The sequence below is a fragment of the Aureibaculum algae genome (assembly GCF_006065315.1).
In the GTDB taxonomy this organism is placed as follows: domain Bacteria; phylum Bacteroidota; class Bacteroidia; order Flavobacteriales; family Flavobacteriaceae; genus Aureibaculum; species Aureibaculum algae.
On the sequence record NZ_CP040749.1, the window covers coordinates 5,057,941 to 5,082,657 of the forward strand.

A 24,717-nucleotide genomic window follows, 5' to 3' on the forward strand; every position below is an offset into this window, starting at 1 on the left:
GATTGTTATAATTGTCTATTAGGGACTAAAATTTTACAAATTCTACCCGTCTATTATTTGCTTTACCTTCTGGTGAGCTATTGTTATCAATTGGTTTGCTTTCACCAAAACCGTCAGATTTAAGTCTTTCCGCTGAGATTCCCATTTCAATTAATTTATCCATAACAGTTTTCCCTCTAGCTTTTGAAAGTGTCATGTTTGTTTCATCGCTACCATCGGCATCAGTATGTCCTTCAACACTAAAATTAAGTTCAGGTTGTTTCTGCATTAAATCATAAATTTTGTTAATAGGACCCATACTTTCAGGTTTTAACGTAGCTTTGTTTACATCGAATTTGATACCGTTTACAATAATTTTACCTTCAGAAAGTACACGGTCGTAGTATTTTACGCCACCTTTGGCAATACGGATGTTTTTGATGTACATATTGTCATTACCTGCTTCAATAGTAATTCCAGAAGGATTAATTTCTAAATGGGGTACATTTATTAAACGTGTATCGTTAAAATAGGCTTTGTATTTCCCCTTGGTATAAGCCATAGAAATGTGTTTCCATGATCCTTCAATCTCTTTTGACCATCCTATCTTTTCAGTTCCTGGATAAGACTTATCTGAATCCATAAACGATAAAGCGTGAGGCATTACAACCAATCGTTCTGTCTTTTGCCTATTGTTTTTTTGGTCACATAAATAAATCCAGAATCTGTTAGCTGTGGTATATCCTTTTGCAAACCATACATCTAATTCTACAGTAAAAACATCGGGCAAATAATCTTCATTAGAATTTTTAAGGTAGGGTATAATGTAAGATTGGTGCCTAAGAAACATAATCACATTTTCGCCATCAACATTACCAATTTCAACATTACCTTTATATAAATCCCAACGGCTTGGAAATTCTCCATTTTCTTCATCGGCACTTGGTCCATCTTCAAAAATTACGGTATCTCCAGGAACAAAATCAAACTTATTCCAAACTACATTTGGTTTTTTAGGCTCTTGAATTTCATTCGGGTCTGTATTACCATTAGTTTTTTTTGCCACCTTGTCATTGGGCTTTTCTTTGTCTGTTTCCTCGCCCTTTTTCTTTTTACCATCGATGGTGTCTTCAGCTTCATCAAAGGTTTTGTCAATCTTTTTATTTATTCTTTTTTCAGTTCTTTTTTCCGCTTCACTTTCAACTTTTTTTTCGGTCTTTTTTAGTATTCTTTTTAAAATTTGTGCCTCCGTTTGTTGCGGTGCAAAAACATATAACATAGCTACAAGTACTAATTTAATAGCCATACTAAATCGGTAATGATGGTTTGAATTTTTCATGCGTTTGAATTTAATGTTAGCAATTTTCTCGTTGCTAAATTAATTTCTAATCACAGAAATTACTTCATTAAAAAGTATGATATTAATCCCCCGAATGGGTGATATTTAACATTAAAACCTAAGTTTTAGTAATATGTGGAGTAGAATAGGTATTTAATTTTTTAATTGCTTGAATTCTATTGTTTACATCTAATTTTGAATAAATATTTTTGATGTGTGTTTTTATAGTGTTTTTTGAAACAAACATTTTTTTAGCAATTTCATCATTATTTAAGCCTTGAGATATATTCGTAAAAACTTCAATTTCTCGTTTCGTTAAATCATAATCATTTAAATTTTCTATAAAGTTTTGATGTCGTAGTTCATCCTTATCGTTTACCTTGTTTTTCAACTCCTTAATCTGAAAAATATAATTCTGTAATTGATTGTTTTTATGCTCAATTTCTAAATCAGAATTTTTTCGATATAAATAAAACAGTACAAATAAAACAACCAGTGCACCAGTGCCTAAAAATATTGAAATCAGCAACCTATTATAATTGGTTTTTGCATCTTCTTGTATTACATTATTTTCAATTGCTAATTGTTTTATTTCATTATCCTTCTTCAATGTTTCATAAGCAATTTGAGTACTTATTATACTTTTTTGCGTGGTTTCGTTTACAATACTATCCTTAAAAGTAGTTGCCATTTTATAAGCATCAAGTGCTTTATCATACTCTTTTGTAAGTGAATAATAATCTACCAAAGCACTATATCCTAAAGCAATATTCTCTTTAGATTTCACAATTTTAGCATTCTTTAAACCACTGATAATGTTAACTTTTGCATTGTCATAATACCCTAAATTCAGCTCATTACGTCCAATATTAATAAGTGTATTGCTCAAGTACCTAATGTTATTCGTTTTTGCAAACATTGGAATTGCTTCCTTATAATATTCGGTTGAATTCTTATAATCTCCTTTCTTTTGAAAAAGCAATCCTAAGAGATTGTATCTAATAGCCTCACTTTCCTTGTTATTGAATTTTTTAGTAGATGTTAACGCCTTATTGATATAAAAATAAGCAGTATCATATGATTTTTTATACAAGTAAGATTCACCAATATTTGATAAACTATATTGCTGACCTTCAATATTTTTATTCTTTACATCAAACGCGTAAACTTTTCTAAAATAATGAATAGCCTTGTCGTAATCTTTTATGTCAAGAAAAACATTACCAATTCCATTTAAAGCAATACTGATGCTTTTTTCATGATTTATTTTTTCGGATAACTCTAGGGCCTGAAAATAGTATTCAAAGGCTTCTTTCTCTAAATTTAATTTTCTAAAACTAACACCTAAATTATTTAAACATTTAATTTTTAATAAAGTATCTGTTGTTTTGTCAAGATAACTCAGAGCTCTTTTATGATCGTTAACCGATCTTTCATAATCATAGTTATATCTAGCTACCAACCCTCTTCTATTATAACTTTCACCAAGACCCTTGAGGTAAAACAATTCTTCTGAAACGGCAATGGCTTCATCTATAATTACTTCACTTTTTACGTTAGACCTATTTGCCTGTTTATAAAGTGAAATTAAGTTGTCAACTTTAGCGGTTGTATTTGGCTTAATTCGCAATTCATTAAACAAGCTATCAACTTGATATTCAGTTAAATTTTGACCGTAAAAAGAAGTAGGCAATACTATTAATAAAAGAAGGGCAATTATGTATTTCTTAGCCTTAACCATGGTAAAGGGGGTCTAAGTAAAAAGGGTGTCTTACAAAGATACAAAACGGCTAAAAATACGGATTACTTTGAGAAAATAATTATTGAACTTAGAATGAAAATAAATAAGGTCTATTCTCTATGGTTATGGGATTGGTTTTAAACTAATATTGACAATTTATAGTTTACTATTCTCATCAATAATCCCCAAACGTTTTGCTCGTTTTTCCCAATTCTTTCTGGCAAGATGTTGCATGTCAGAATCAACATCACTTTCGTCCATAATTTCTAATCCTAGCAAGGTTTCAATAACATCTTCCATGGAAACAAGTCCACTAACAGAACCATATTCATCTACCACTAAAGCGATATGGTTTTTACTTTCAATTAATTGATTAAATAAAGAAGGAATAGGCATATTTCGGTCTATTACAATAATATTTCTTTTCAATTCAGATAATTTTTTAGAACCATGTTCTAAGGCCATTTCTTTATACACCTCATCTTTTAGAACCAACCCTGTAATATTATCAGTTTTACCACTATAAACAGGAATTCGAGAAAAGCGAAGGTTTGGGTGTTCAGAAAATAATTGTGCAACAGTTTTTTCTTCATTATAAGAAATCATAACGGTTCTGGGTGTCATAATATCTTTTGCTAAAACTTCTTTAAAAGTTAGCATGTTCTTTATTACGGTACTTTCTGCTTCTTCAAAGACACCTTCTTCGTGAGCTATATCAGCCATTGCATGAAAATCTTCACGACTTAAAATACTACCATGATGTCCTTTGCCGCCCACCATTTTTGTAAACAACTGAAGTATCCATAAAATACCTGTGTATTTTAGAATAGCTACCATAATTTTTAAGGTTTTAGCTGTAAAATTGGCCAATTGCTTCCAATACGTTGCTCCGATTGTTTTTGGAATAATTTCAGAAAGAACTAAGATTAAAAAAGTCATTATTGCGGAGACAATACCCACCATATTGGTTCCAGAACCAAAAGCTTTTTCTGCTTGTACCCCTACTAAAATTGCACCTACCGTATGGGCAACGGTATTTAAGGTAAGTATGGCAATTAAAGGCTTGTCTACGTCCTTTTTTAAAACTTCTAGAGTATCAGCAAAAGGCTTCCCTTCCTTCTTTTTGAGGTTTATAAATGTGGACGAAATACTTAGCAAAACAGCTTCTAATATTGAACATAAAAAAGAAAAAAAGATAGAAACTACAGCGTATATTATTAGTAAGGTCATTTAAGATATAATTTAATACAAAAATAAGGTAAAATAAATTGGAAATAAAAAAGCACTCGTCTAGAATTAACTAGAGAGTGCTTTTTTATAATTTTTGATTGTTTAATTAGAAAGCGTAGCTTAAACCTAACATCCAATATGATTGTAATTTGTTATCTACAGTATCAAAAGTAGCAGCAGGATCGTAACCAGAAATATTATCTCTAGTAGTAATCGCATTTAATGCTTCTTGTTTGTTTTTTCTTAAACCTAAGTCAAAACCTACACCAATTTTCTTCCAAAGTGTATAACCGAAAGAGTTAGTCCAAGTCCAGTTAGAATAGTCAGAACTTTCATAACTAGCAAATGCTGAAAGATTTGTTTTAAAACTAATAGCACCTAATTGCTTAGTATAATCAACAACAATTTTTGCACCTAAAGAAGATTCAAATACACTCTCACCTTTACTAAATACAAAATTGTAGTTTAATGGATGAACTACAACAACCATATCAGTTATAGGAGTCCAAGTTGCACCAACCCCAAGGTCTAAATAACCAGGATCATTAAAATTACTCAATATTGTTGTTCTGTATTCTCCCAACGCAGAAATTGCAAATTTTGGGCTTAATTTATAACCATATAATGAGGTTACACTAAAGATATCATTAGCTTCTTCAAATTTCTTACTATCCGTTGCTACATCTTTATCATCTAATTTTACCCAAGAAAGGTTAATGTTTCCTGAATTTCTCCAGAAAAACTTAGGCTTATCTAAATTAGCAAAAGCATTAACTGTAAATCCAATATTTCCGTTTGCTGAATTTGCTGAAGCTTTAGAATACCAGTTGCTGAAGTCAGAAAAGCTACCTCCAATAGTACCAAATGCTCCTTTTTTCCAACCTGGAAAAGCATCAATTTGACCTTGTAAAGCGTCAACTCTTCCTTGAATAGCTGCAACTGAATCTTTTTTAACAGCTTGTTCTGCCTTTAACTCTTCGCGTGTTTGTGCATAAGTGCTTGTTATTGCAAACATTACAACAAATGCTAATACAATTTTTCTCATGTTTTTCATTTTTAGTTTTTGTTTTGAGCGTGCAAAAATAAACAATTTAAAATATATAGCATAAAAAGCTCCACTAATTGTAAAGTTTACCTTCCCTTTTTAAACAATGGAACCGTAGAGCAGGCCTCGCCAAACATGATGTTTTTAGCTACTGGCACTAATTTTTCCACAAGCATTACCGAAGCAGTTTCTGGTATTGGTTTACTCGAACAACCCTTGATAATAACAGGTCTATCCTGATAGACTGTAAAATCAAAATTATTTATAATATCTTGAAAAATAGACGTTTCTAGTAATTCCAAATTACCAACTACAACTTTTTTAGCATAAGGACTTAAATAGGTCGTAATTAGCAAATATGCCCATGATGGGATGATGGCATCTGTTTTACAAGATAATGCTAAATATGCATTTTTATATTGCGTCCAATCATGATGTTGAAGACTTTCTCTAAAATCTTTTTCTTTTAAAATAATGCCTTCATATAACCAATCAGAAATATCCAAAAGGATTCTTTCTCCATCTGGATAAAAATCTTCTAAGTCAATAGTAAGTAATTTACTATTAGCAACTCTATTTACAATTTCATTATCCATTTATAAAAAACCTAGCTCCAATCTTGCTTCTTCGCTCATCATATCTTGAGTCCATGTAGGATCAAACGTAATTTCTACCTCTGCATCTTTAACCTCTTCAAGTGTTTTTACTTTTTCTTCAACCTCTACAGGTAACGTTTCTGCAACCGGACAATTAGGTGAAGTTAATGTCATCAATATTTTAACTTCACAATTATCATTCACAAAAACATCATAAATTAAGCCTAACTCATAAATATCTACTGGTATCTCTGGGTCATAAATTGTCTTTAAAACGGTAACTACTTTATCTCCTATATCTTGAACTTCTATATCTGTCATAATTCATAATTTTATTGGTACAAAGATACTACTTATTGACTCATTTTAGATTGATATGCAATTGCATACAATTTTAACTGCTTAATCATTGAAACCAAACCATTAGCCCTAGTTGGTGATAGGTGTTCCTTTAAACCAATTTCATCAATAAAATCGGTATCTGAATCTAAAATTTCTTTTGGTGTATGGTTTGAAAAAACACGTAATAATAAAGCAATTATACCTTTGGTTAATATGGCATCGCTATCTGCCGTAAAAAAAATTTTATCATCTTTTACATCAGCATTTAACCAAACTTTAGATTGGCAGCCTTTTATGGTATTATCATCCGTTTTATATTGATCTTCAATAAGGGGAATTGATTTACCTAATTCTATAATATATTCATAACGTTCCATCCAGTCATCAAACATAGAAAATTCATCAATAATTTCTTCTTGTATTTCTTTTATAGTCATTTTTAAAAGTTATTTTTGCAAAGATAGGGAAAAGGCGGAAGACCCATGTTGGGAGTCTGCAGAAGATAGAAACTTACCCCTTTAAAATTTTAATATATTATGAGTAAACTTTTGATTGTAGGTACAGTAGCTTTTGATAAAATTGAAACACCGTTTGGAAAAACAGATAAAATATTGGGTGGTGCGGCCACATTTATTGGTCTATCAGCATCTCAATTTGATGTAGAATCAGGCATTGTTTCTGTTGTTGGTGATGACTTTCCTCAAGGATATTTAGACATGCTGAAAAGCAAAAATATTGATACTACAGGTGTTGAAATTGTAAAAGGTGGTAAAACATTTTTTTGGAGTGGTAAGTATCATAATGATATGAATACTCGTGATACGTTAGTAACAGAATTAAATACGTTAGCAGATTTTAATCCTGTTGTTCCTGAAAATTTCAAGGATACAGAATTTTTAATGTTGGGTAATTTACATCCAGCAGTACAAATGTCTGTAATTAAACAGATTCCAAACCGACCAAAGCTAGTAGTATTAGATACTATGAATTTTTGGATGGATAATGCTTGGGATGATTTGCTAGAGGTAATTAAAAAAGTAGATGTAATTACCATTAATGATGAAGAAGCAAGACAATTGAGTGGTGAATATTCTTTAGTAAAAGCAGCACAAAAAATTTCTAAAATGGGACCAAAATATGTGGTTATTAAAAAAGGAGAACATGGTGCGTTGTTATTTAATAAAGAAAATATCTTTTTTGCCCCAGCTTTGCCATTAGAAGAAGTTTTTGATCCAACGGGAGCAGGTGATACTTTTGCAGGTGGTTTTATTGGCTATTTAGCTCAAACAAAAGATATTTCTTTTGAAAATATGAAAAATGCAATTATTTATGGATCTAACATGGCATCGTTTTCTGTTGAAAAATTTGGAACACGAAGAATGGAAGAGCTAACCAAGGATGAAATTAAAAAACGCCTTGGTCAATTTAAAGAACTGACACAGTTTGAAATAGAATTAAATTAATTATACTCCGCATTTTTATGCGGATTTTTTATTAAATACCAAATAAAAATGAGTGACGCCATTAAGCACGAATGTGGAATAGCACTAGTAAGATTATTAAAGCCATTATCTTACTATAAGGAAAAATATGGCACTTCATTTTACGCCATTAATAAAATGTACTTATTAATGGAAAAGCAGCACAACCGTGGTCAAGACGGTGCTGGTTTTGCAAGTGTAAAATTTGATGTTAAACCTGGCACTCGTTTTATGAGCCGTGTACGTTCAAATCAATCGGCACCCATTCAAGATATTTTTGCTCAAATTAACGATCGTTTAAATAAGGAATTAGAAAAACATCCTACAAAAAAAGATGATGTACAATGGCAATTAGAGAACTTACCATATGTAGGTAATGTATTTTTGGGTCACGTACGTTATGGTACTTTTGGTAGAAACAGCATTGAGAGTGTACATCCTTTTTTACGTCAAAATAACTGGAAGCACCAAAACTTAATTGTTGCAGGTAACTTTAATATGACCAATTCTAGCGAATTGTTAGAAGAACTAATTGAGCTTGGTCAACACCCAAAAGAAAATACCGATACCGTTACCGTAATGGAAAAAATTGGTCATTTTTTAGATGATGAAGTTGAAAAAATTTATAATGAGTGTAAAGAAAAAAATATAAGTAAAAGAGATGCCTCTGCAGTAATTGAAAAAGAATTAGATATTCAACGTATTCTGCAAAGAGCAGCAAAAAGCTGGGATGGTGGTTATGCAATGGCTGGTTTAATTGGTCATGGTGACGCTTTTGTATTAAGAGACCCATCAGGGATTAGACCTGCCTATTATTATAAAGATGATGAAGTTGTTGTCGTTGCTTCTGAAAGGCCCGTTATTCAAACTGCTTTTAACGTTCCTTTTGATGAGGTTAAAGAATTAGATCGTGGTCATGCCCTTATTATTAAAAAAAGTGGAGACATTTCTGTAGACCCTATTTTAGAGCAACGTGAACAAAAATCATGTTCTTTTGAACGTATCTATTTTTCTAGAGGAAGTGATGCCGAAATTTATAATGAGCGTAAAAACTTAGGAAAACTTATCTTCCCTACAATTCTTGAACATATTGATAGTGATATAAATAATACGGTATTCTCATACATTCCTAATACAGCAGAAACATCATTTTTTGGTATCTCTGAAGCCGCAGAAGACTACTTAAACAAGTATAAATTAAAACGAATATTAGAAGGACAGCGAAATTTATCCTTAAGAAAAGTAACTGAAATTTTATCTGAAAGACCACGAATCGAAAAAATTGCAATTAAAGATGCAAAATTAAGAACTTTTATTGCTGATGATAATAGTCGAGACGATTTAGTTGCTCACGTTTATGATGTTACTTATGGTGTTGTAAAACCTACCGATAATCTGGTAATTATTGATGATAGTATTGTGAGAGGAACAACTCTAAAAAAGAGTATCATCAAAATTTTAGACAGACTAAACCCAAAGAAAATTGTTATCGTTTCATCAGCACCTCAAATAAGATATCCTGATTGTTATGGTATTGATATGGCAAAATTAGAAGAGTTTATTGCTTTTAAAGCCACAATTGAATTACTAAAAGAAACCAATCAATACGATGAAATAATTGAAAGGGTTTATAATAAATGTCTTAAGCAAGACGAGCTACCAGTGGGTGAAGTTGAAAACTATGTGAAAGAGATTTATAATCCTTTTACGGTTGAACAAATTTCAGACAAGGTTGCTCAAATGTTAAAAACTAAGACCATTAATGCTGAGATAAGAGTTATTTTTCAACCTATAAAAAATCTGCATAAAGCGTGTCCTAAAAACGCTGGTGATTGGTATTTTAGTGGAGATTACCCTACTACTGGCGGTACAAAGGTGGTGAATAGAGCATTTATCAACTTTTATGAAGGAAATAATAAAAGAGCGTATTAATGTACTAGTTGTTTGATATTGATTGGATAATGGCGAAAATGCATAGCGTATTTATCCATTTTCTATCTTGCAATTATTTCTGGCATCTAAATTGCACTTATTACTTAAAAAGTACCTTATGAAAACGCCAATAACATTTCTAATTTGTAGTTTAATGCTCATTTTATTTTCTAATTGTGCGACTAGTCAATTTGATAAAAATCCTTCTTTTATTATTACAGAAGCAAAATATCAGCACTGGATTGGTGGAAAACCAGGAGCTAAAGGAACGTTGGTTACCATAGCATTTGCAGAGCCCGTTGATAATAATATTCAGTTTGATTCAATATTCTTTAATAATAAATCTGCCAAATTAAGTTTTGATTCTTTTAACGAAAAAAGGATCATCACAGGTAATTTTAGCACATCTAATTCTTATGATAAAATTATTATAATGGATAAAGATCCAAAAAAAGAATTTGGTAATGAAGTGCCAAAACTTACAAAGAAATCACCTTTCCAATTATCTAAAAATGAATGTGTTATTAGCTATAATATTAAAAATAAAAAACATTATTTTAAGTTGAATACACTTAAAAAAGGTAAGACCATAATTTATCCTTAGACAAAAAAACAAACTTTAAATTCTCTATTAAGCCGATAATTCTATCGGCTTTTTTTATTTAACATTTCTTTAACTTCGCTTAGTTCGGTTTGTTCAGAACCAATTATATATTTGCACTCGATTTACTGTAAAATACATTTTGTTTCCCTTACAGTATAAAAAATTAAGACAAATGAGTAATTCACTATGTAACGAAAAAATGTCCTTAGTAGAAAAACTAGGAGTGCATTTAGAGAAAAGAGAACAACTAGCACCCGTTGCCGCACGTATACTATCATATATTATACTTACCGGAAAAACAGGAACCACATTTGAAGACATGGTAAAAGTATTATGTGCGAGTAAAAGTACCATCTCCAATCATCTTAATCATTTACAAGATTTAAATAAAATTCATTATTTCACCAAAACTGGTGACCGTAAAAAATATTTTGTCATTAATACTGACATCATAATGCAACATATAGATAAAATGATGCATGATTGGAATGAAATACGCGAATTACATACGGAGATTAAAGCCTATAAAGAAACCATAAATAATGAAAAACTTGAAAATGATGAAGAAAAATTCGATTTAAACTTTCATAGCGACTATATCAAATTTATAGATGGGGCAACCTCATCTATGGAAGAATTAAGAACAAAAATTACAAATAACCCATATACACATTAAATTAAAATGAATAAGTTATACTCCATATTATCAATAAGTGTTCTCATACTAACATTAAGTTGTGGCAATAAGAATCAAACCAATACAGCCGGACAACAGGCTCCTCCACCCTCTTTTCCAGTTACTCAATTACAACAAAAAACAGTTACAGGATATACCGAATATCCTACAACTATTGAAGGAATGGTAAATAGTGATGTTAGAGCTAAAGCATCAGGATATATTGAGAAAGTATATGTAGACGAAGGGCAAAAAGTAAGAAAGGGACAAGTATTATTTAAATTAGAAACACAGTCTTTAAGTCAAGATGCAGGAGCAGCTCAAGCACGTGTTAATGTAGCACAAGTAGAGGTAGATAAGCTGATTCCTCTTGTGGCTAAAAACATTATTAGTGAAGTACAACTAGAAACTGCAAAAGCTAATTTAGCACAAGCAAAAGCTAATTATAGTAGTGTAACTGCAAATATTGGCTATGCAACTATTAAAAGCCCAATAGATGGTTATGTTGGTTCTATCAATTTTAGAGAAGGAGCCTTAATTAGTCCAAGTGATGCAACACCTTTAACTACTGTAAGTGAAATTGACCAAGTATATGCCTTTTTTAGTTTTAACGAAGCACAATACATAGATCTCTTACAAAGATCTGAGGGAAAAACAAAAGCAGAACGTATTAAAAATTCTCCAGATTTAAGTTTGATTTTGGCTAATGGTAAAGTGTATTCTCATAAAGGACGCATTCAAACCAGTACAGGTCAAATAAATCAAAATACTGGAACCATAAAAATTAGAGCTGCATTTAAGAATCCAGACGAAATTTTAACGAATGGAAATAGTGGTAAAATAAGATTTCCTATAGAATATAAAGACGCTTTAATCGTACCTCAAACAGCAACTTTTGAGCAACAAGGAAATATTATGATATTCAAACTTAGTGAAGATAATAAAGTAGAAACTTCTATTATAAAAGTAAAAGGAACAGTAGATAATTTATATGTTGTAGAATCAGGTTTAGATGCAAAAGATAAAATTATAGTTTCTGGCGTTGGCAAATTAAGGAACGGAATGGCAATCTCACCTCAAGAGACTTCTTTTGAAGATGCCTTTAAACAAGTACCAACATTATTTAAAAACTAGTTAACTAACAAACAACATATTAGTCATGTTAAAAACATTTATTGAAAGACCTGTGCTTTCAACAGTTATCTCTATTATTATAGTTATGCTTGGTGTTATTAGTATATCAAGCCTACCAATAGAGGAGTATCCAGATATTGCACCACCAACAATTAAGGTGACAGCATCTTATCCCGGAGCAAACGCAGAAACCGTCTTAGAAAGTGTAATCATACCGATCGAAGAACAAATTAATGGTGTAGAGGGAATGAATTATATCACTTCTACAGCATCTAATACTGGTACAGCAGAAATTACCGTTTATTTTAACCAGGAAATAGATGCAGATATTGCTGCCGTTAATGTTCAAAACCGTGTAGCACGAGCAAATCCTTTATTACCACAAGAGGTTATACAAACCGGGGTAACAACTCAAAAGCAAGAAACGAGTGCGTTGATGTTTATATCAATGTATTCTGACAGTGAAGATTATGACGCTACATTTATTCAGAATTACTTAAAAATAAACGTTATTCCTGCTATGCAACGTATTAGTGGTGTAGGAGATGTTAGTGTATTTTCTCAACAAGACTATGCAATGCGAATCTGGCTAAAACCAGAAAAATTAGCGGCATACAGTTTAATACCTTCTGATATTACCGCTGCTTTAGCGGAACAAAACTTAGAAGCAGCAGCAGGTTCTTTAGGCCAAAATAATGGTGAAGCATTTTCTTATACACTAACCTATAGTGGACGTTTTAAAGACCAAAAGCAATATGGAGATATTATAATAAAAGCTTTGGGTAATGGAGAGTTTCTTCGTTTAAATGATATAGCAACAATAGAATTAGACGCACAATCATATTCGTCTAATGCAATGAGTTTAGGACATCCTGCTGTTTTTATGGGGATTTTTCAAACCAAGGGTTCTAATGCACAAGAGATTATTGAAAATATAAAAACAACTATAGAATCGGTAGAAAAAGACCTTCCACAGGGATTAAATATTTTTGTGCCATATGACACAAGTTTATTTTTAAATGCATCAATAGAAAAAGTCGTTAGTACCTTATTAGAAGCCTTTCTACTGGTGTTTTTAGTAGTATTTATCTTCTTGCAAGATTTCCGTTCTACATTAATTCCGGCAATTGCTGTTCCGGTTTCAATAATAGGAACGTTTTTCTTCTTAAGTGTTTTTGGCTACTCTATTAACTTATTGACGCTATTCGCATTAGTACTCGCCATTGGTATTGTGGTAGATGATGCCATTGTTGTTGTTGAAGCTGTTCATGCCAAAATGGATTTTGGTGAAAAGAACCCGAAAAAGGCAACATTAACGGCCATGAATGAAATCTCTGGAGCTATTATCTCGATTACTTTGGTAATGGCAGCCGTATTTATTCCTGTAACCTTTGTAACCGGTCCAACAGGTGTATTTTATGAACAGTTTGGTGTTACATTAATTATTGCAATTCTTATTTCTGCTGTCAATGCATTAACCTTAAGTCCCGCATTATGTGCATTACTACTAAAAACGCATAAAGATGATGTAGAGTTAAAAGGTAAAGGTCCATTAAAACGTTTTTATACACTTTTTAACCGTGGATTTAACGCTACGACAGAAAGATATGGAAAATCACTTCAGTTTTTATACAAAAGAAAATGGATACCGGTATTACTATTACTTTTAGCAATAGCTGGTATTTTCTGGGCAGCTAAAACAACACCTACAGGATTTGTACCTAATGAAGATAGAGGAATTATTTTTGCAAATATAGAATTGCCAGCAGGTGCATCTTTGGATAGAACAAATGCTGTTGCAAAAGATTTGTATAGTAAAATAAATGGTATCGATGGTATTGTTGGGGTCAACTTTATTAAAGGTAGAAGTTTAATTAGTGGAGCTGGTAGTAATTATGGTTTCGGTATTATAAAATTAGCTGATTGGGGAGAGCGTAAAGATCCATCAACATCTGTGCAAGCTATTACAGGTAAGTTATTTGGTGTTGTAGCAGGAATTCCAGAAGCAAATATTATTTTCTTCTCACCACCAAGTATTCGTGGTTTTGGTAACTCGTCAGGTTTTGAGATAAATTTATTAGATAAGTTTGGTGGTGAGTTTACTGATTTAGATAAAACAAATAAAGAATTTGCAATGGCTTTAATGAGTCATCCAGAAGTTAAATACGCACAATCTTCTTTCAGTACAAATTACCCACAATACGAAATGGAAATTAATGTGCCGTTAGCAAAAGAAAAAGGCGTGCCAATTAATAGTATTTTCTCAACATTGCAAGGATACATTGGCGGCGTTTATGCATCTGACTTTTCAAAATTCGGAAAACAATTTAGAGTATATGTTCAATCTTTACCCGAAGACAGAGCCGATGTAAATGCTTTAAATAGTATGTATGTAAGAACAGATTCTGGTGAAATGACTCCAATTACACAATTTATTACCTTAACGCGAGTATATGGTCCTCAATCAGTAACACGATTCAACTTATTTAATTCTACAACCATAACAGGAGCTACAAACGCAGGGTTTAGTACAGGAGATGCCATTAGAGTTATTGAAGAAGAGGTTGCAAAATTACCAAGTAATTATACGGTTGCTTATTCCGGTTTAACAAGAGAGGAAGTAAATGCTGGTAACCAAACCACTTTCATTTTTGTATTAAGTATCCTATTTGTATACTTCTTGTTAAGTGCACAATACGAAAGTTATTTATTACCATTTGCTGTGGTCCTTTCTATTCCGTTTGGTGTATTTGGAGCCTATATTAGTACAAAGTTTTTTGGACTTGAAAATAATATTTACTTCCAAATTGCATTAATCATGCTTATTGGGTTGCTTGCCAAGAATGCCATATTAATTGTAGAGTTTGCAGTTCAAAGGCGTAAAAATGGAGAGAGTATTGTAGATGCTGCCATCCATGGAGCAAAAGCCCGATTAAGACCAATTTTAATGACCTCATTTGCCTTTATTTTAGGATTGATGCCATTAGTGTTAGCACAAGGTGTAGGAGCAGAAGGAAATAAATCTATTGGTACAGGTGCCGCCGGTGGAATGCTTATAGGAACCCTTTTAGGTGTCTTTGTAATTCCTATCCTATTTATATTATTTCAGTGGTTACAAGAAAAAGTATCGAGTAAACCAGCAGTACAAACTATTGAAGAATAAAAACTATGAAATCTATTTTAAAATATAAAAATTTAGGTAAAACAATTCTATTAGGACTCGTTTTACTAACACTACAAAGTTGTTTTGTAGCAAAAGATTATACCAGATCAGAAGTGCCAGAAACCGAAGCACTTTATCGAACAGAAAATTTGCCAACTGATAGTTTGTCTATAGCAGATGTATCATGGGAGACCTTATTTACAGACAGTTATTTGAAAGAATATATAAAAGAAGGTCTACAAAATAATATGGATGTTAGAATAGCCATTCAACAAATGGCTATGGCTCAAGCCTATGCAAAACAAGGTAAGGCAGGGTATTTACCTTCAGTTAATATTGGTGCAAATGTAACGCATCAAGAACTTTCTAAAAACAGTCAGTTTGGTGCATTTTTAACGAATACTTCTACTGATCAATATGATCTTACTGCGAACCTTTCTTGGGAAGCAGATATTTGGGGAAAAATAAGAAGTAATAAAAGAGCAACTCAAGCAGCTTATTTACAAAGTGTGTCGGGTCATCAAGCAGTTAAAACGCAGTTGATTTCAAGTATTGCAAATACCTATTATAACTTATTAGCTCTTGATGCTCAATTGGAAGTTACTAAAGAAACCATTGCAACTAGGGATCGTAGTGTTACCACAATCAAAGCTTTAAAAGAAGCTGGACAAGTAACGCAAGTTGCTGTTGACCAAAATATTGCACAATTTAATAGTGCAAAAGCATTACAAGTAGATATTGAAACAGCTATTTTTAAAACAGAAAATACGCTTAGTATTTTATTAGGTAAAGCACCTCAACATTTTGAAAGAAATACTTTAACCGTTCAGAAAATAGATCAAGAAATTCAACTTGGTGTGCCAGCAACATTACTTAGTAATAGACCTGATGTTATGGCAGCAGAGTATGGTTTAATTCAGTCTTTTGAGTTAACTAATGTTGCGAGAAGTAACTTTTATCCTTCTTTAACATTAACAGCTTCTGGTGGGTTTCAAAGTTTAGAATTAGACCAATTACTAAATGCGAATTCATTATTTGCCAATATCGTTGGTGGTTTAACTCAACCTCTTTTTAATCAGCGAAAGCTTAAAACACAAAAGGAAGTTGCTATTGCTCAACAAGAACAAGCATTACTTCAATTCAAAAAATCATTATTAATTGCAGGTAGTGAAGTTTCTAACGCATTATTTTCATATGAATCTGAAACTAAAAAATATGAATTTAGAAAGAATGAAGTGGAGGCCTTACGTGCTGCAGAATCAAACTCAGAAGAGTTACTTAAAAATGGTTATGCAAACTATTTAGATTTATTAACAGCAAGACAAAGTGCCTTAAGTGCAGAGCTTAATATTATAGATAGTCAGTTACAACAATTGGTGTCAGTTGTTGACTTGTACGAAGCTCTCGGTGGTGGGTGGAAATAATATTTGACTATAAAATAAACTTAATATCATGGACTCAATTTTAGTTGCAACACATTTTTCTAAAACATCGAATAATGCAGTATTATACGCGGCGTCATTAGCTCAACTATTTAATTCAAAACTTATACTTTTTAATGCTTTCAAGTTACCAGTTCATGCTGCAAACACATGGATATCAGCATCTTCTATGGACGAATTGATCGATAAAAGTAAAGAAAAGTTAAAGAAGAAAGCTTTAATGTTATCCGAAAAATTTAACATTGAGGTTGAATATCACTGTAGTTATGTGAATTTAGAAGATGAAATAGATTCGTTAATGAAATTAAATAACTCAAAATTTTTAGTTATCGGAATGTCAGCCAAATCTATGGAACAGAATTTACTTGGAAATCCGACTACAACCTTAATTAGTATGAAAAAATTTCCTGTATTGGCAATTCCTGTTTCTGCCAAATTTTCAGGAATACATAAAATTATTTTTGCCTGTGATGTAATGCAAGACCTCCCCTTAAGAGTATTAGCAAAATTAAGACAAATAGCTATCGTGCTTAAGTCTGAGGTTACTGTATTTTATGTGGAGAATAAAATAAACGAACTTATATTAGAGAACAAAGCTCATGAAACTATTGAAAAAGGACTGGAAAATGTAACCTATTTCTATAAGAAAGTAAATTCCGATGCTGTAATAAAAGAAATAGAAAAAGAGATTGTAAAATCAAATTTTGATTTGTTAGTAATGATCCCAAAAAAGTATGGTTTTTGGGAATCTATAGTTCATAAAAGTAAAACAAGAGTTATGGCTTCGGGGTTAAACATTCCACTACTATCAATTCCGATAGAATAATTTTTTCTAACTAGAAATAAATTTTTACGGAATTAAAAAGGAAGTAAAATGATTACAAAAGAGGAGTTGTTAACGTGTTCTATAAACAAGTTTACACAATTTGGTAGTAAACATGTGTCCTTAGATGAAATTGCAAGTACACTTGGTATTTCTAAAAAAACAATTTACACCTTCTTTAAGAATAAAGAAGACTTAGTTACTAGTAGTTTAGAACAATTATTAAATGAATTCTCTGAAGAAATTGATAGGTTAATTTCCGATAATAAAGAAGACCCAATAATCAGTGTTATTTTAATATATAAAAGAGGGTTTGAGTATTTAAAATACTTTAAACCCTCTTTTATATTTGGTTTAAAAAAATACTATCCCAAGGCAAGCAATTTTTTTGAAAAATTCAATGAAGACTTAGCCAACAAGAGAATTTATAATTTACTAAAACAAGCACAAGAAGCTGGCAATATTAAACAAGAAGTGAACTTAGAATTAGTTGTGAAGATTTATTTTTTAAGAATTGATACTGTTTTGTTTAATAACAACAACTTGTTTAAGTTACACCAAAAAGAAGAGCTTTTTAAGCACATGGTAGTTTATAATTTAAAAGGCATAATTACAAGAAACTATTCTAATCCTATTTTTGAATAGATTCGTATTTTTACCACATGAAAAAAGACATTAATATCCCAAAAGTTGAAGGTGTATATATTGCCGTAGTAAATGAATACAATGACATTTATAAAACACAAGATTGGAACGCCTATATAATTAATGACCAAAATGTTGATTTAGAAATGGTTATTGCAGTAATAACAGGATATTCTGAGAACAAAATAACCTCCACAATTAGAAAAAAAATAGACACGCTACCTAAAAAAAGTTATGCGAAACTAGAGTTAATGCAAGAAGATTTGTTTGCATTAAACAACAGCTTTAAAGTGTCTTTTTTTGAAGGTAATAAAATGTTTGATAAAACCTATGTCTTCAAGAAAAACACAATTAACTTAAAAGCATTACAACCGCTTCCATTAATGGATGTAAAAGGTGTTTTAATAAAATAATACATTTTTAATGAGCTTTTAAAAAGTATGTTTTAATCCCAATTTAAAAGAATTGGAATATGCTTGAGATTGCGTGGAAAGCTCTGCCGCAGCTGAAATTTTTGTAAAGTTTCCAATTTTAACGGATGCTTGACCTGTAAATCGGTTAAAGTCGCCCAAATCATTATCAATAAATGTAGATCCTTCTACCCTAATGTTTAACTTGCTTTTTTCTGTACCATATTTTAGACCAACTCCTCCTCCAGCAAAAAAACGTTTATCAACTAAGTAATATGGATAGTCTTTAGTTTCATCTTTATTACTCTTAGAAAATGATGCCTCAACTTGTGGTAAAACTTTAAACATCTTGTCTTTACTATTATCAAGTACTACTCTTGTTGTAATTGAACCTTCTAAATCACTGTTAGAAAAATGATTTCCTTCAGCATAAACAACAGTTTTAAATATATTTTTAACATTGTTTTCTTGATAAATTGCCAATCTAGATTGATATATTTTCTTTTGATACCCTGGACCTGTTTTTACAGGGTAAATATTTGCACTTAAAGAAGTAAAACTTTTTTCTTTGGGTAATGAAGCTCCAACTCCTGCTTGATAATAGATATTATCTTGTTTATCTTTTTCAACTCTACCTCTCACCCAATAATTTATTTTTCCTGTTGGCTGATTACTAAATTTATATTCTAATCCGGTTACATTTTTATTTACATTATCAATATCAGAAAAACTAGTATTTTCAACATCATATAGATCATTGTTAGTAACAGATATACTATGAGAATTTAACTTATCGGTTTTAATAGTGTATGTTATTTTCTTTTCAAATGAAGTACTACTATTATTATCTCCTATAATTTCTGTTTCTGCTTCTATTGAATTATTTTCAGATAAACGAATATCTTTCTCGATTTGCTTTTTAACGTTTACCTCAAAAAGATTTGCATATCTATTTATTAAGTCTTTTTGTGTAATCTTATTAAGGTAAATTACCTGTTCATTAAGAGCTCGTTTTAAAGTATCTTTTTGTACGGTTTCAGGTAATGCCGATACGATACCCCAAGACTCTATTTGTTGGTTGTTCGTCAATAAAATTTTACTTATTTCTCCTTTGGTCTTTAAATCGTTTGGATTATTGGCTATAAAATGTATGTATTCTTTTCTAAGTGTTTTAAAATCTTTGATTTCAGAAAGCCAATACAATTTATTAACTACAGCAATCTTTTGAGTGTATTTAGACCAATCATATGCTTTTTTATATCTTTTGTTATTTGCATATAACCAACTTATTTCTTCAGACATATTCCATAAGCTAGAACTCTCACTTGGTATATACTTATTAAGCTCCGTAATTGCTTGTTTTGGATCATATGCAATTAAATGTTTTAAGTAAAATTTTTCATTTTCCAAACTAGGGTCAACGTCTCTCAACTTTTTTAATACTTCGGTAACTTCTTTCTTATTTTCTGGAGTATTAAATGTTCTATAATATTCCCTTAAAATTTCTTTATCATTAAGAATATTAATTTGCTTTTCCAAAAACTGTTTTCTAATAATTTCATTTGGATAACCATTTTTTAAACCTAAACTTCTAGAGTATTTAATATTTTCTGTCAATGGATATTCTTCAATATGGTTTTGTAAAGTTAACCACGCTTCTTTTGATTTATTTTGCCATGCCATATATTTATAATACTCATTAAAAACACTTGTATCTATGCGTTTTTCAGTATCAATTTTTTCTTTTAGTAACAAGCTCGCTTTATCTAAATTTTCTGTTGCCACATAATGCTTAGTCCATTCTTGTACAGACGCATTTTCACTTGGCTCAGACTTAACATATGTACTTAATAGATTTGTTATTTTATAATTATGGTCTTTATAGAGTCTATAATCATCTATTACTTTTCTTGCAACCGTATTTGTAAGCATCGTATTTAAGCTTCCGCTGTTAATACTTAAAGAGGGATGTGTTGTTTTTATTGAATATAGAAACCCATCTAAAAATGGTGTTTTTTCAAATTTTTCTGATTTTTGAAGTAATTCTGCCTCTATTTTTTTAACGTTTTTATGACTTGAATATAAGAACCAATAATACGCTCCTTTTTTATCATTGTCTATACGCTCTACAAAATACTCACTTTCATTTTTTGAAAAAGAATATTGAGATTTTCTCCAATCTTTAGTAATAATTGCCCCTTCTTCAGCTGATACATATCTCGACAACGGGAATATCTCTTCCATTTCATGTAAATAATTTGCAAATACACTTAACAATCCTGGTTTACCATCCTTTGATTTATGCCACCCTAAACTTTGTTTATTTCTCAAGGAAAAATGTCCAGCTGAACTTTCATCACCACCAGGTATTTGATATACATCATCAGGATGAACAAAATGCGTCCATATTCCTGAATAAATATAAAGAGATTGTTGTACAAATTTATGTTCTTCATTTAAATCATAGCCACTACTAATTCTAGGATAATCAAAAAAGTTGGGATTCCATTTTTCTTCATCAAATTCTCTATTTCCACCTTCATTATAATCACCTAAATAAAGGCTACACATATATTTTATTGATGGAAATGCTTTACCCAATTCTGACATGCCAATACTATCTATATAATTTGAAGGAGGAACATATGAAACTGGAAAATCACCTATACTACTAATTGTCCACTTTTTCTTGGCTGAAGCTAAAGCGATTCTCATATAGTCTGGTTCTTTCCACGTCTCAATTTGAAGTGATGTATGATTATATCCATGTAAACCTAAATCATGCCCATGTTTTATAATATCTTTAGCTATCCAATCAGTAACTGATATTTTTCGCTCATTTTCAATTATTAAATGATTATCCCACTGATCAAATAAGAAAGGAGGTTTGATACTATTACGATAGTCAAAAGCCGTTAATGCCGTATATTTTATATTAAAAGTGTCAGATAATTTTTTCATATCTGGCCACCAAACATTTTTAACAAAATCGAGCACTGTTAAATCCATTTCTGATTTGATAGGTTCTTCCTTTGTATTGTACAATGGTGAAGGAAAATCATCCAAAAATATTGTACTAACATTAGCAATAGGATAAGGTATATTCTCTAAACCTTTTAACAATGCAGAATATAAAAGCCCCCTATCTTGTTTTCTAAGAATTTCATAGGTATTAAACAAAATTACTTTTCCTATACCTATATTATTCTCTATTATAGCAGGATAATCCCTATCATTTTTTGCTGATGCTAAAATGGTAACGTCATCTTTGAAACTGAACTTATTTAAACCTCCATGATAAATGTGTTCACCATAACTAGTTCCTTTAACATTAGGTAAAAAGTTAGTATCAAAATAATATCCTACAGGCACATCTACTTTTTGTCTAGTACCGTTTTTGATTAATCCATAAAAGTATGCCATTCGTTCATCTTCAATAAAATTAGGCACAAAAAGTACACCACCTTGCGAAACAAATGTTAATAGTTTTTCTAAAGTCTTACCTTTAAGTTTTAAGGTATTTTGAACAACAATAACCCTAGTTGTTTCTCCTATTGTATAGGATGGAGAATTCCATTCATTTATATTAATTTCCTTTATAGGAAACTTACTATAATCACCTATTTTATTTAAATGCTGTGCAAAATCTATACTAATAGAATCACTAGGATCAGTTACTAATTCAATTAGGGTAATATTTTTAAGATTTATATTACTTATAATTGAGGATGAACTATCAGGGTTCTGATTGTATTTATTAATAAACCTGTTTCCAACTATTATCATTATTATAAATAATAATAGTAAAGTCAAATAAAGTCTAATATTTATATTTAATTTATTTCTCAAAATAATAAATCATTTATTTTACTAGAATTGGGTTTGTTAACTATTTCCATTACGGATAGTGATTCGTTTTCATAAATATTATTAACTTTTCTCCCTCTAGATTTTAGAATATTTATTATTTCAGCAACGTCTTTCATTTCATTATCATGATAAAATGGCAAATTTGATGTTTCATTATGATTTGCTTTGTGCACAAAAACTAAAATACTTTTAGATAAAATACTCTCTGGGTTCTGTTTAAAAAACAGTTTATCATTGATATTAGTATGATAAATAGAATCTCTACGTAAATAAAAATCTTTAAAAGTTGAATAGGGCATATAAAAATGCTTGTTTATGCTTAGTACATAACTTCTATAATCATTTACTATTGTATAAGAAAAAGGTAAATAATCTTGTGATATTTTTTCATAAGCTTCTAATACTAACATTGCATGATGATCAGTATTATCTTTACGCTCTGTATCATAAATTGCAGGCTTGTAGAGATAAAACATTACTGCAGCTATACTAAATATTGCAAGTACACCATAATTATATTTAATTCTAAGATTGGTAATTACTTTTTCTGAAAAACTGAAAATTACTTTAAAAAGCAACGCAATAGAAATACCTATAACTACAGGAATAAAGATGGTAAGTGATAATCTAAGTAAATCTTCATCAATCCAAGAAATATTTAATGTGTTTATAAAAATAAGAGCATTAAAATAAAGTATAAATAAAAAGGAATTTAACCAATACTTTTTGTGTTTAATTAGAAATAATATTAACACCACATTAAATAGTGAAATAAATTGATATATATTAATTAACTGATCATAAGGTAAAATTAAATCGGGTAAATGAGTAAATACATTTAAGGATAATAAGTTGCTTGTAATAATTGTCTTAAAACCTAAATTGTAATGAAAACCTGCTAAACCATAAATAGATAACACGAACACTAATGAAACAATATATGCTAATATTACTAAGTAATAAAACTGTCTATATTTTTTTTGGTAGAAAAAGAAGGCCAACACTAAATAGGGACTCAATAGAATAACAAAAGTAAATAAGTCTATTAATGCAATTGCCGTAAATATTATTATAGAATAGATTAAATATTTCCTATAATATTTACTTAAATTTTTAGGTAAAACAGTAAAAATCATCATTGGAAGGGCCAATGATAATGCTAAAAAAATTGGTTTATGTTGTGTTATAATATCAATACTTCTGGGAAGTAATAATGGTGAAATAACAAAAAATATTGCTGTTAATATAGGTGCAATTGTTTTAGACTTGGTAATTTTAGAAGTAAACCAAAACAATATGATCGTAATTAGTGCAGTTTCTAATATACCAAAAGATTGCAAAGCAATTTCCGGACTAACACCTACAAGTTTAGAATAAAAGTTAATTAATGCATATTCGCCTGTCATGGTTAAATTTTCAGAAAACCAAGTATTGGTAGTCAATATTTTTACTTTTTCTAAGTCTCTTTCCCAAAGATCTGAAAATAAATAGATGTCATTGTCAAAAAAACTTAGTCTACTAATAATTACACCAACTATAATTAATCCCAAGATGATTATATTATATTTTCCTTTTTTATCTCCCTTATGTTTTATGTTTGAGTTTAGTTTAAATATTTTACCCTTTGTCTCTCTATTTTTCAAAATGAATATTAAAAAAAATGTTAGTTTATTTTTTATATCACTAAAAAAACCTTTTACACTTTTTATATCAAAGAAATATATTGAGAGAAATAATACCAGAAATAAAATAATGGTAAATAAGTCATATGCATTTATGAGAGTTAAAATAAATATTAGAACAAGTAAAACGCTAGCGTACCTTACCCATCTATTTACAACGTAGTTTAATATATCATCTGGATAATGATAGTTAAATATTTTCTTATTTAAGAAAAACAAAAATAACCCTAGTAGGGTCAATCTTATGAAACCGGTAATTATCGCAGTAATTAATAACATAACTTTTGTCTTTCACAGCAATCTTTAAGATTAATAAATAATCTAAATTCTATTGATTGTGGAGCATTTCTATCTTATACCTTACTTTATTTTAAGAGGTATTGGTTAATAATCTAAAACAACGTAAAAATCATTTTACAAATTTCCACAAGAAAGTAAAATGATTATTTCAACAATAAATAGTATTATATATTTTTCCTAAAAAACACAATTTAAATTCTAATTAAAAAAAACAATAACAATATTGAAAATATAGTTCAATTGAAATTGATTATAAGCACTCTACACCTTATTAACAATTAAT

General features: G+C 30.3%; 19 protein-coding genes. 10 read left to right on the plus strand and 9 right to left on the minus strand.

From position 1 onward, the window contains the following. Positions 1-25 precede the first annotated feature (25 nt). From FF125_RS21385 to FF125_RS21415, 7 genes are all read right to left on the minus strand, one after another. Positions 26-1,318, minus strand: coding sequence for an OmpA family protein (locus FF125_RS21385; RefSeq protein ID WP_138952185.1), 1,293 nt, complete (start codon positions 1,316-1,318; stop codon positions 26-28). Between the two features lie 118 nt (positions 1,319-1,436). After that, a complete protein-coding gene (locus tag FF125_RS21390) occupies positions 1,437-3,059 on the minus strand; it encodes a LuxR C-terminal-related transcriptional regulator (RefSeq protein ID WP_138952187.1) in 1,623 nt (540 codons plus the stop codon). A gap of 156 nt (positions 3,060-3,215) precedes the next feature. Continuing rightward, positions 3,216-4,289 (minus strand): CNNM domain-containing protein, encoded by a 1,074-nt coding sequence (locus FF125_RS21395; protein WP_138952189.1) that lies wholly within the window; start codon positions 4,287-4,289, stop codon positions 3,216-3,218. Positions 4,290-4,395: 106 nt separating this feature from the next. After that, on the minus strand, positions 4,396-5,334 hold the full coding sequence (locus FF125_RS21400; protein ID WP_138952191.1) for a DUF3078 domain-containing protein: 939 nt from the start codon (positions 5,332-5,334) through the stop codon (positions 4,396-4,398). A gap of 86 nt (positions 5,335-5,420) precedes the next feature. After that, entirely contained in the window at positions 5,421-5,930 is a 510-nt protein-coding gene (locus FF125_RS21405) for a DUF2480 family protein (protein ID WP_138952193.1), read from the minus strand. Continuing rightward, positions 5,931-6,251 carry a DUF59 domain-containing protein gene (locus FF125_RS21410; RefSeq protein ID WP_138952194.1) on the minus strand — a complete coding sequence of 107 codons (321 nt, stop codon included), beginning with the start codon at positions 6,249-6,251 and terminating at the stop codon, positions 5,931-5,933. A gap of 32 nt (positions 6,252-6,283) precedes the next feature. Continuing rightward, entirely contained in the window at positions 6,284-6,709 is a 426-nt protein-coding gene (locus tag FF125_RS21415; RefSeq protein ID WP_138952196.1) for a SufE family protein, read from the minus strand. Positions 6,710-6,808: 99 nt separating this feature from the next. Here FF125_RS21415 and FF125_RS21420 point away from each other — a divergent pair, with 99 nt between their 5' ends. From FF125_RS21420 to FF125_RS21465, 10 genes are all read left to right on the plus strand, one after another. Next, a complete protein-coding gene (locus FF125_RS21420; protein ID WP_138952198.1) occupies positions 6,809-7,735 on the plus strand; it encodes a PfkB family carbohydrate kinase in 927 nt (308 codons plus the stop codon). Positions 7,736-7,783: 48 nt separating this feature from the next. Continuing rightward, complete coding sequence (locus tag FF125_RS21425; protein WP_138952199.1) at positions 7,784-9,685, plus strand: amidophosphoribosyltransferase; 1,902 nt, start codon at positions 7,784-7,786, stop codon at positions 9,683-9,685. Between the two features lie 118 nt (positions 9,686-9,803). After that, positions 9,804-10,289 (plus strand): hypothetical protein, encoded by a 486-nt coding sequence (locus FF125_RS21430; RefSeq protein WP_138952201.1) that lies wholly within the window; start codon positions 9,804-9,806, stop codon positions 10,287-10,289. A gap of 172 nt (positions 10,290-10,461) precedes the next feature. Then, complete coding sequence (locus FF125_RS21435; protein ID WP_138952203.1) at positions 10,462-10,965, plus strand: GbsR/MarR family transcriptional regulator; 504 nt, start codon at positions 10,462-10,464, stop codon at positions 10,963-10,965. A gap of 6 nt (positions 10,966-10,971) precedes the next feature. Continuing rightward, positions 10,972-12,099, plus strand: coding sequence for an efflux RND transporter periplasmic adaptor subunit (locus tag FF125_RS21440; protein ID WP_394344117.1), 1,128 nt, complete (start codon positions 10,972-10,974; stop codon positions 12,097-12,099). Positions 12,100-12,124: 25 nt separating this feature from the next. Continuing rightward, the gene (locus FF125_RS21445) at positions 12,125-15,262 is read left to right on the plus strand and encodes an efflux RND transporter permease subunit (protein ID WP_138952207.1); all 3,138 of its coding nucleotides are present in this window, start codon (positions 12,125-12,127) and stop codon (positions 15,260-15,262) included. A gap of 5 nt (positions 15,263-15,267) precedes the next feature. Then, a complete protein-coding gene (locus FF125_RS21450) occupies positions 15,268-16,686 on the plus strand; it encodes an efflux transporter outer membrane subunit (RefSeq protein WP_138952209.1) in 1,419 nt (472 codons plus the stop codon). 28 nt (positions 16,687-16,714) lie between these two features. Further along, positions 16,715-17,530: a universal stress protein gene (locus FF125_RS21455; RefSeq protein WP_138952211.1), complete on the plus strand. Its 816-nt coding sequence runs from the start codon at positions 16,715-16,717 to the stop codon at positions 17,528-17,530. Between the two features lie 48 nt (positions 17,531-17,578). Further along, positions 17,579-18,172 (plus strand): TetR/AcrR family transcriptional regulator, encoded by a 594-nt coding sequence (locus tag FF125_RS21460; protein ID WP_138952213.1) that lies wholly within the window; start codon positions 17,579-17,581, stop codon positions 18,170-18,172. A gap of 17 nt (positions 18,173-18,189) precedes the next feature. Then, the gene (locus FF125_RS21465) at positions 18,190-18,585 is read left to right on the plus strand and encodes a hypothetical protein (RefSeq protein ID WP_138952215.1); all 396 of its coding nucleotides are present in this window, start codon (positions 18,190-18,192) and stop codon (positions 18,583-18,585) included. 18 nt (positions 18,586-18,603) lie between these two features. Here the strand turns inward: FF125_RS21465 and FF125_RS21470 are convergent, their stop codons facing one another. Both FF125_RS21470 and FF125_RS21475 read right to left on the minus strand, forming a co-directional pair. Continuing rightward, positions 18,604-22,368: a DUF2194 domain-containing protein gene (locus tag FF125_RS21470; protein WP_138952217.1), complete on the minus strand. Its 3,765-nt coding sequence runs from the start codon at positions 22,366-22,368 to the stop codon at positions 18,604-18,606. 59 nt (positions 22,369-22,427) lie between these two features. Next, positions 22,428-24,095: a hypothetical protein gene (locus FF125_RS21475; protein WP_138952219.1), complete on the minus strand. Its 1,668-nt coding sequence runs from the start codon at positions 24,093-24,095 to the stop codon at positions 22,428-22,430. Positions 24,096-24,717: the final 622 nt, after the last annotated feature.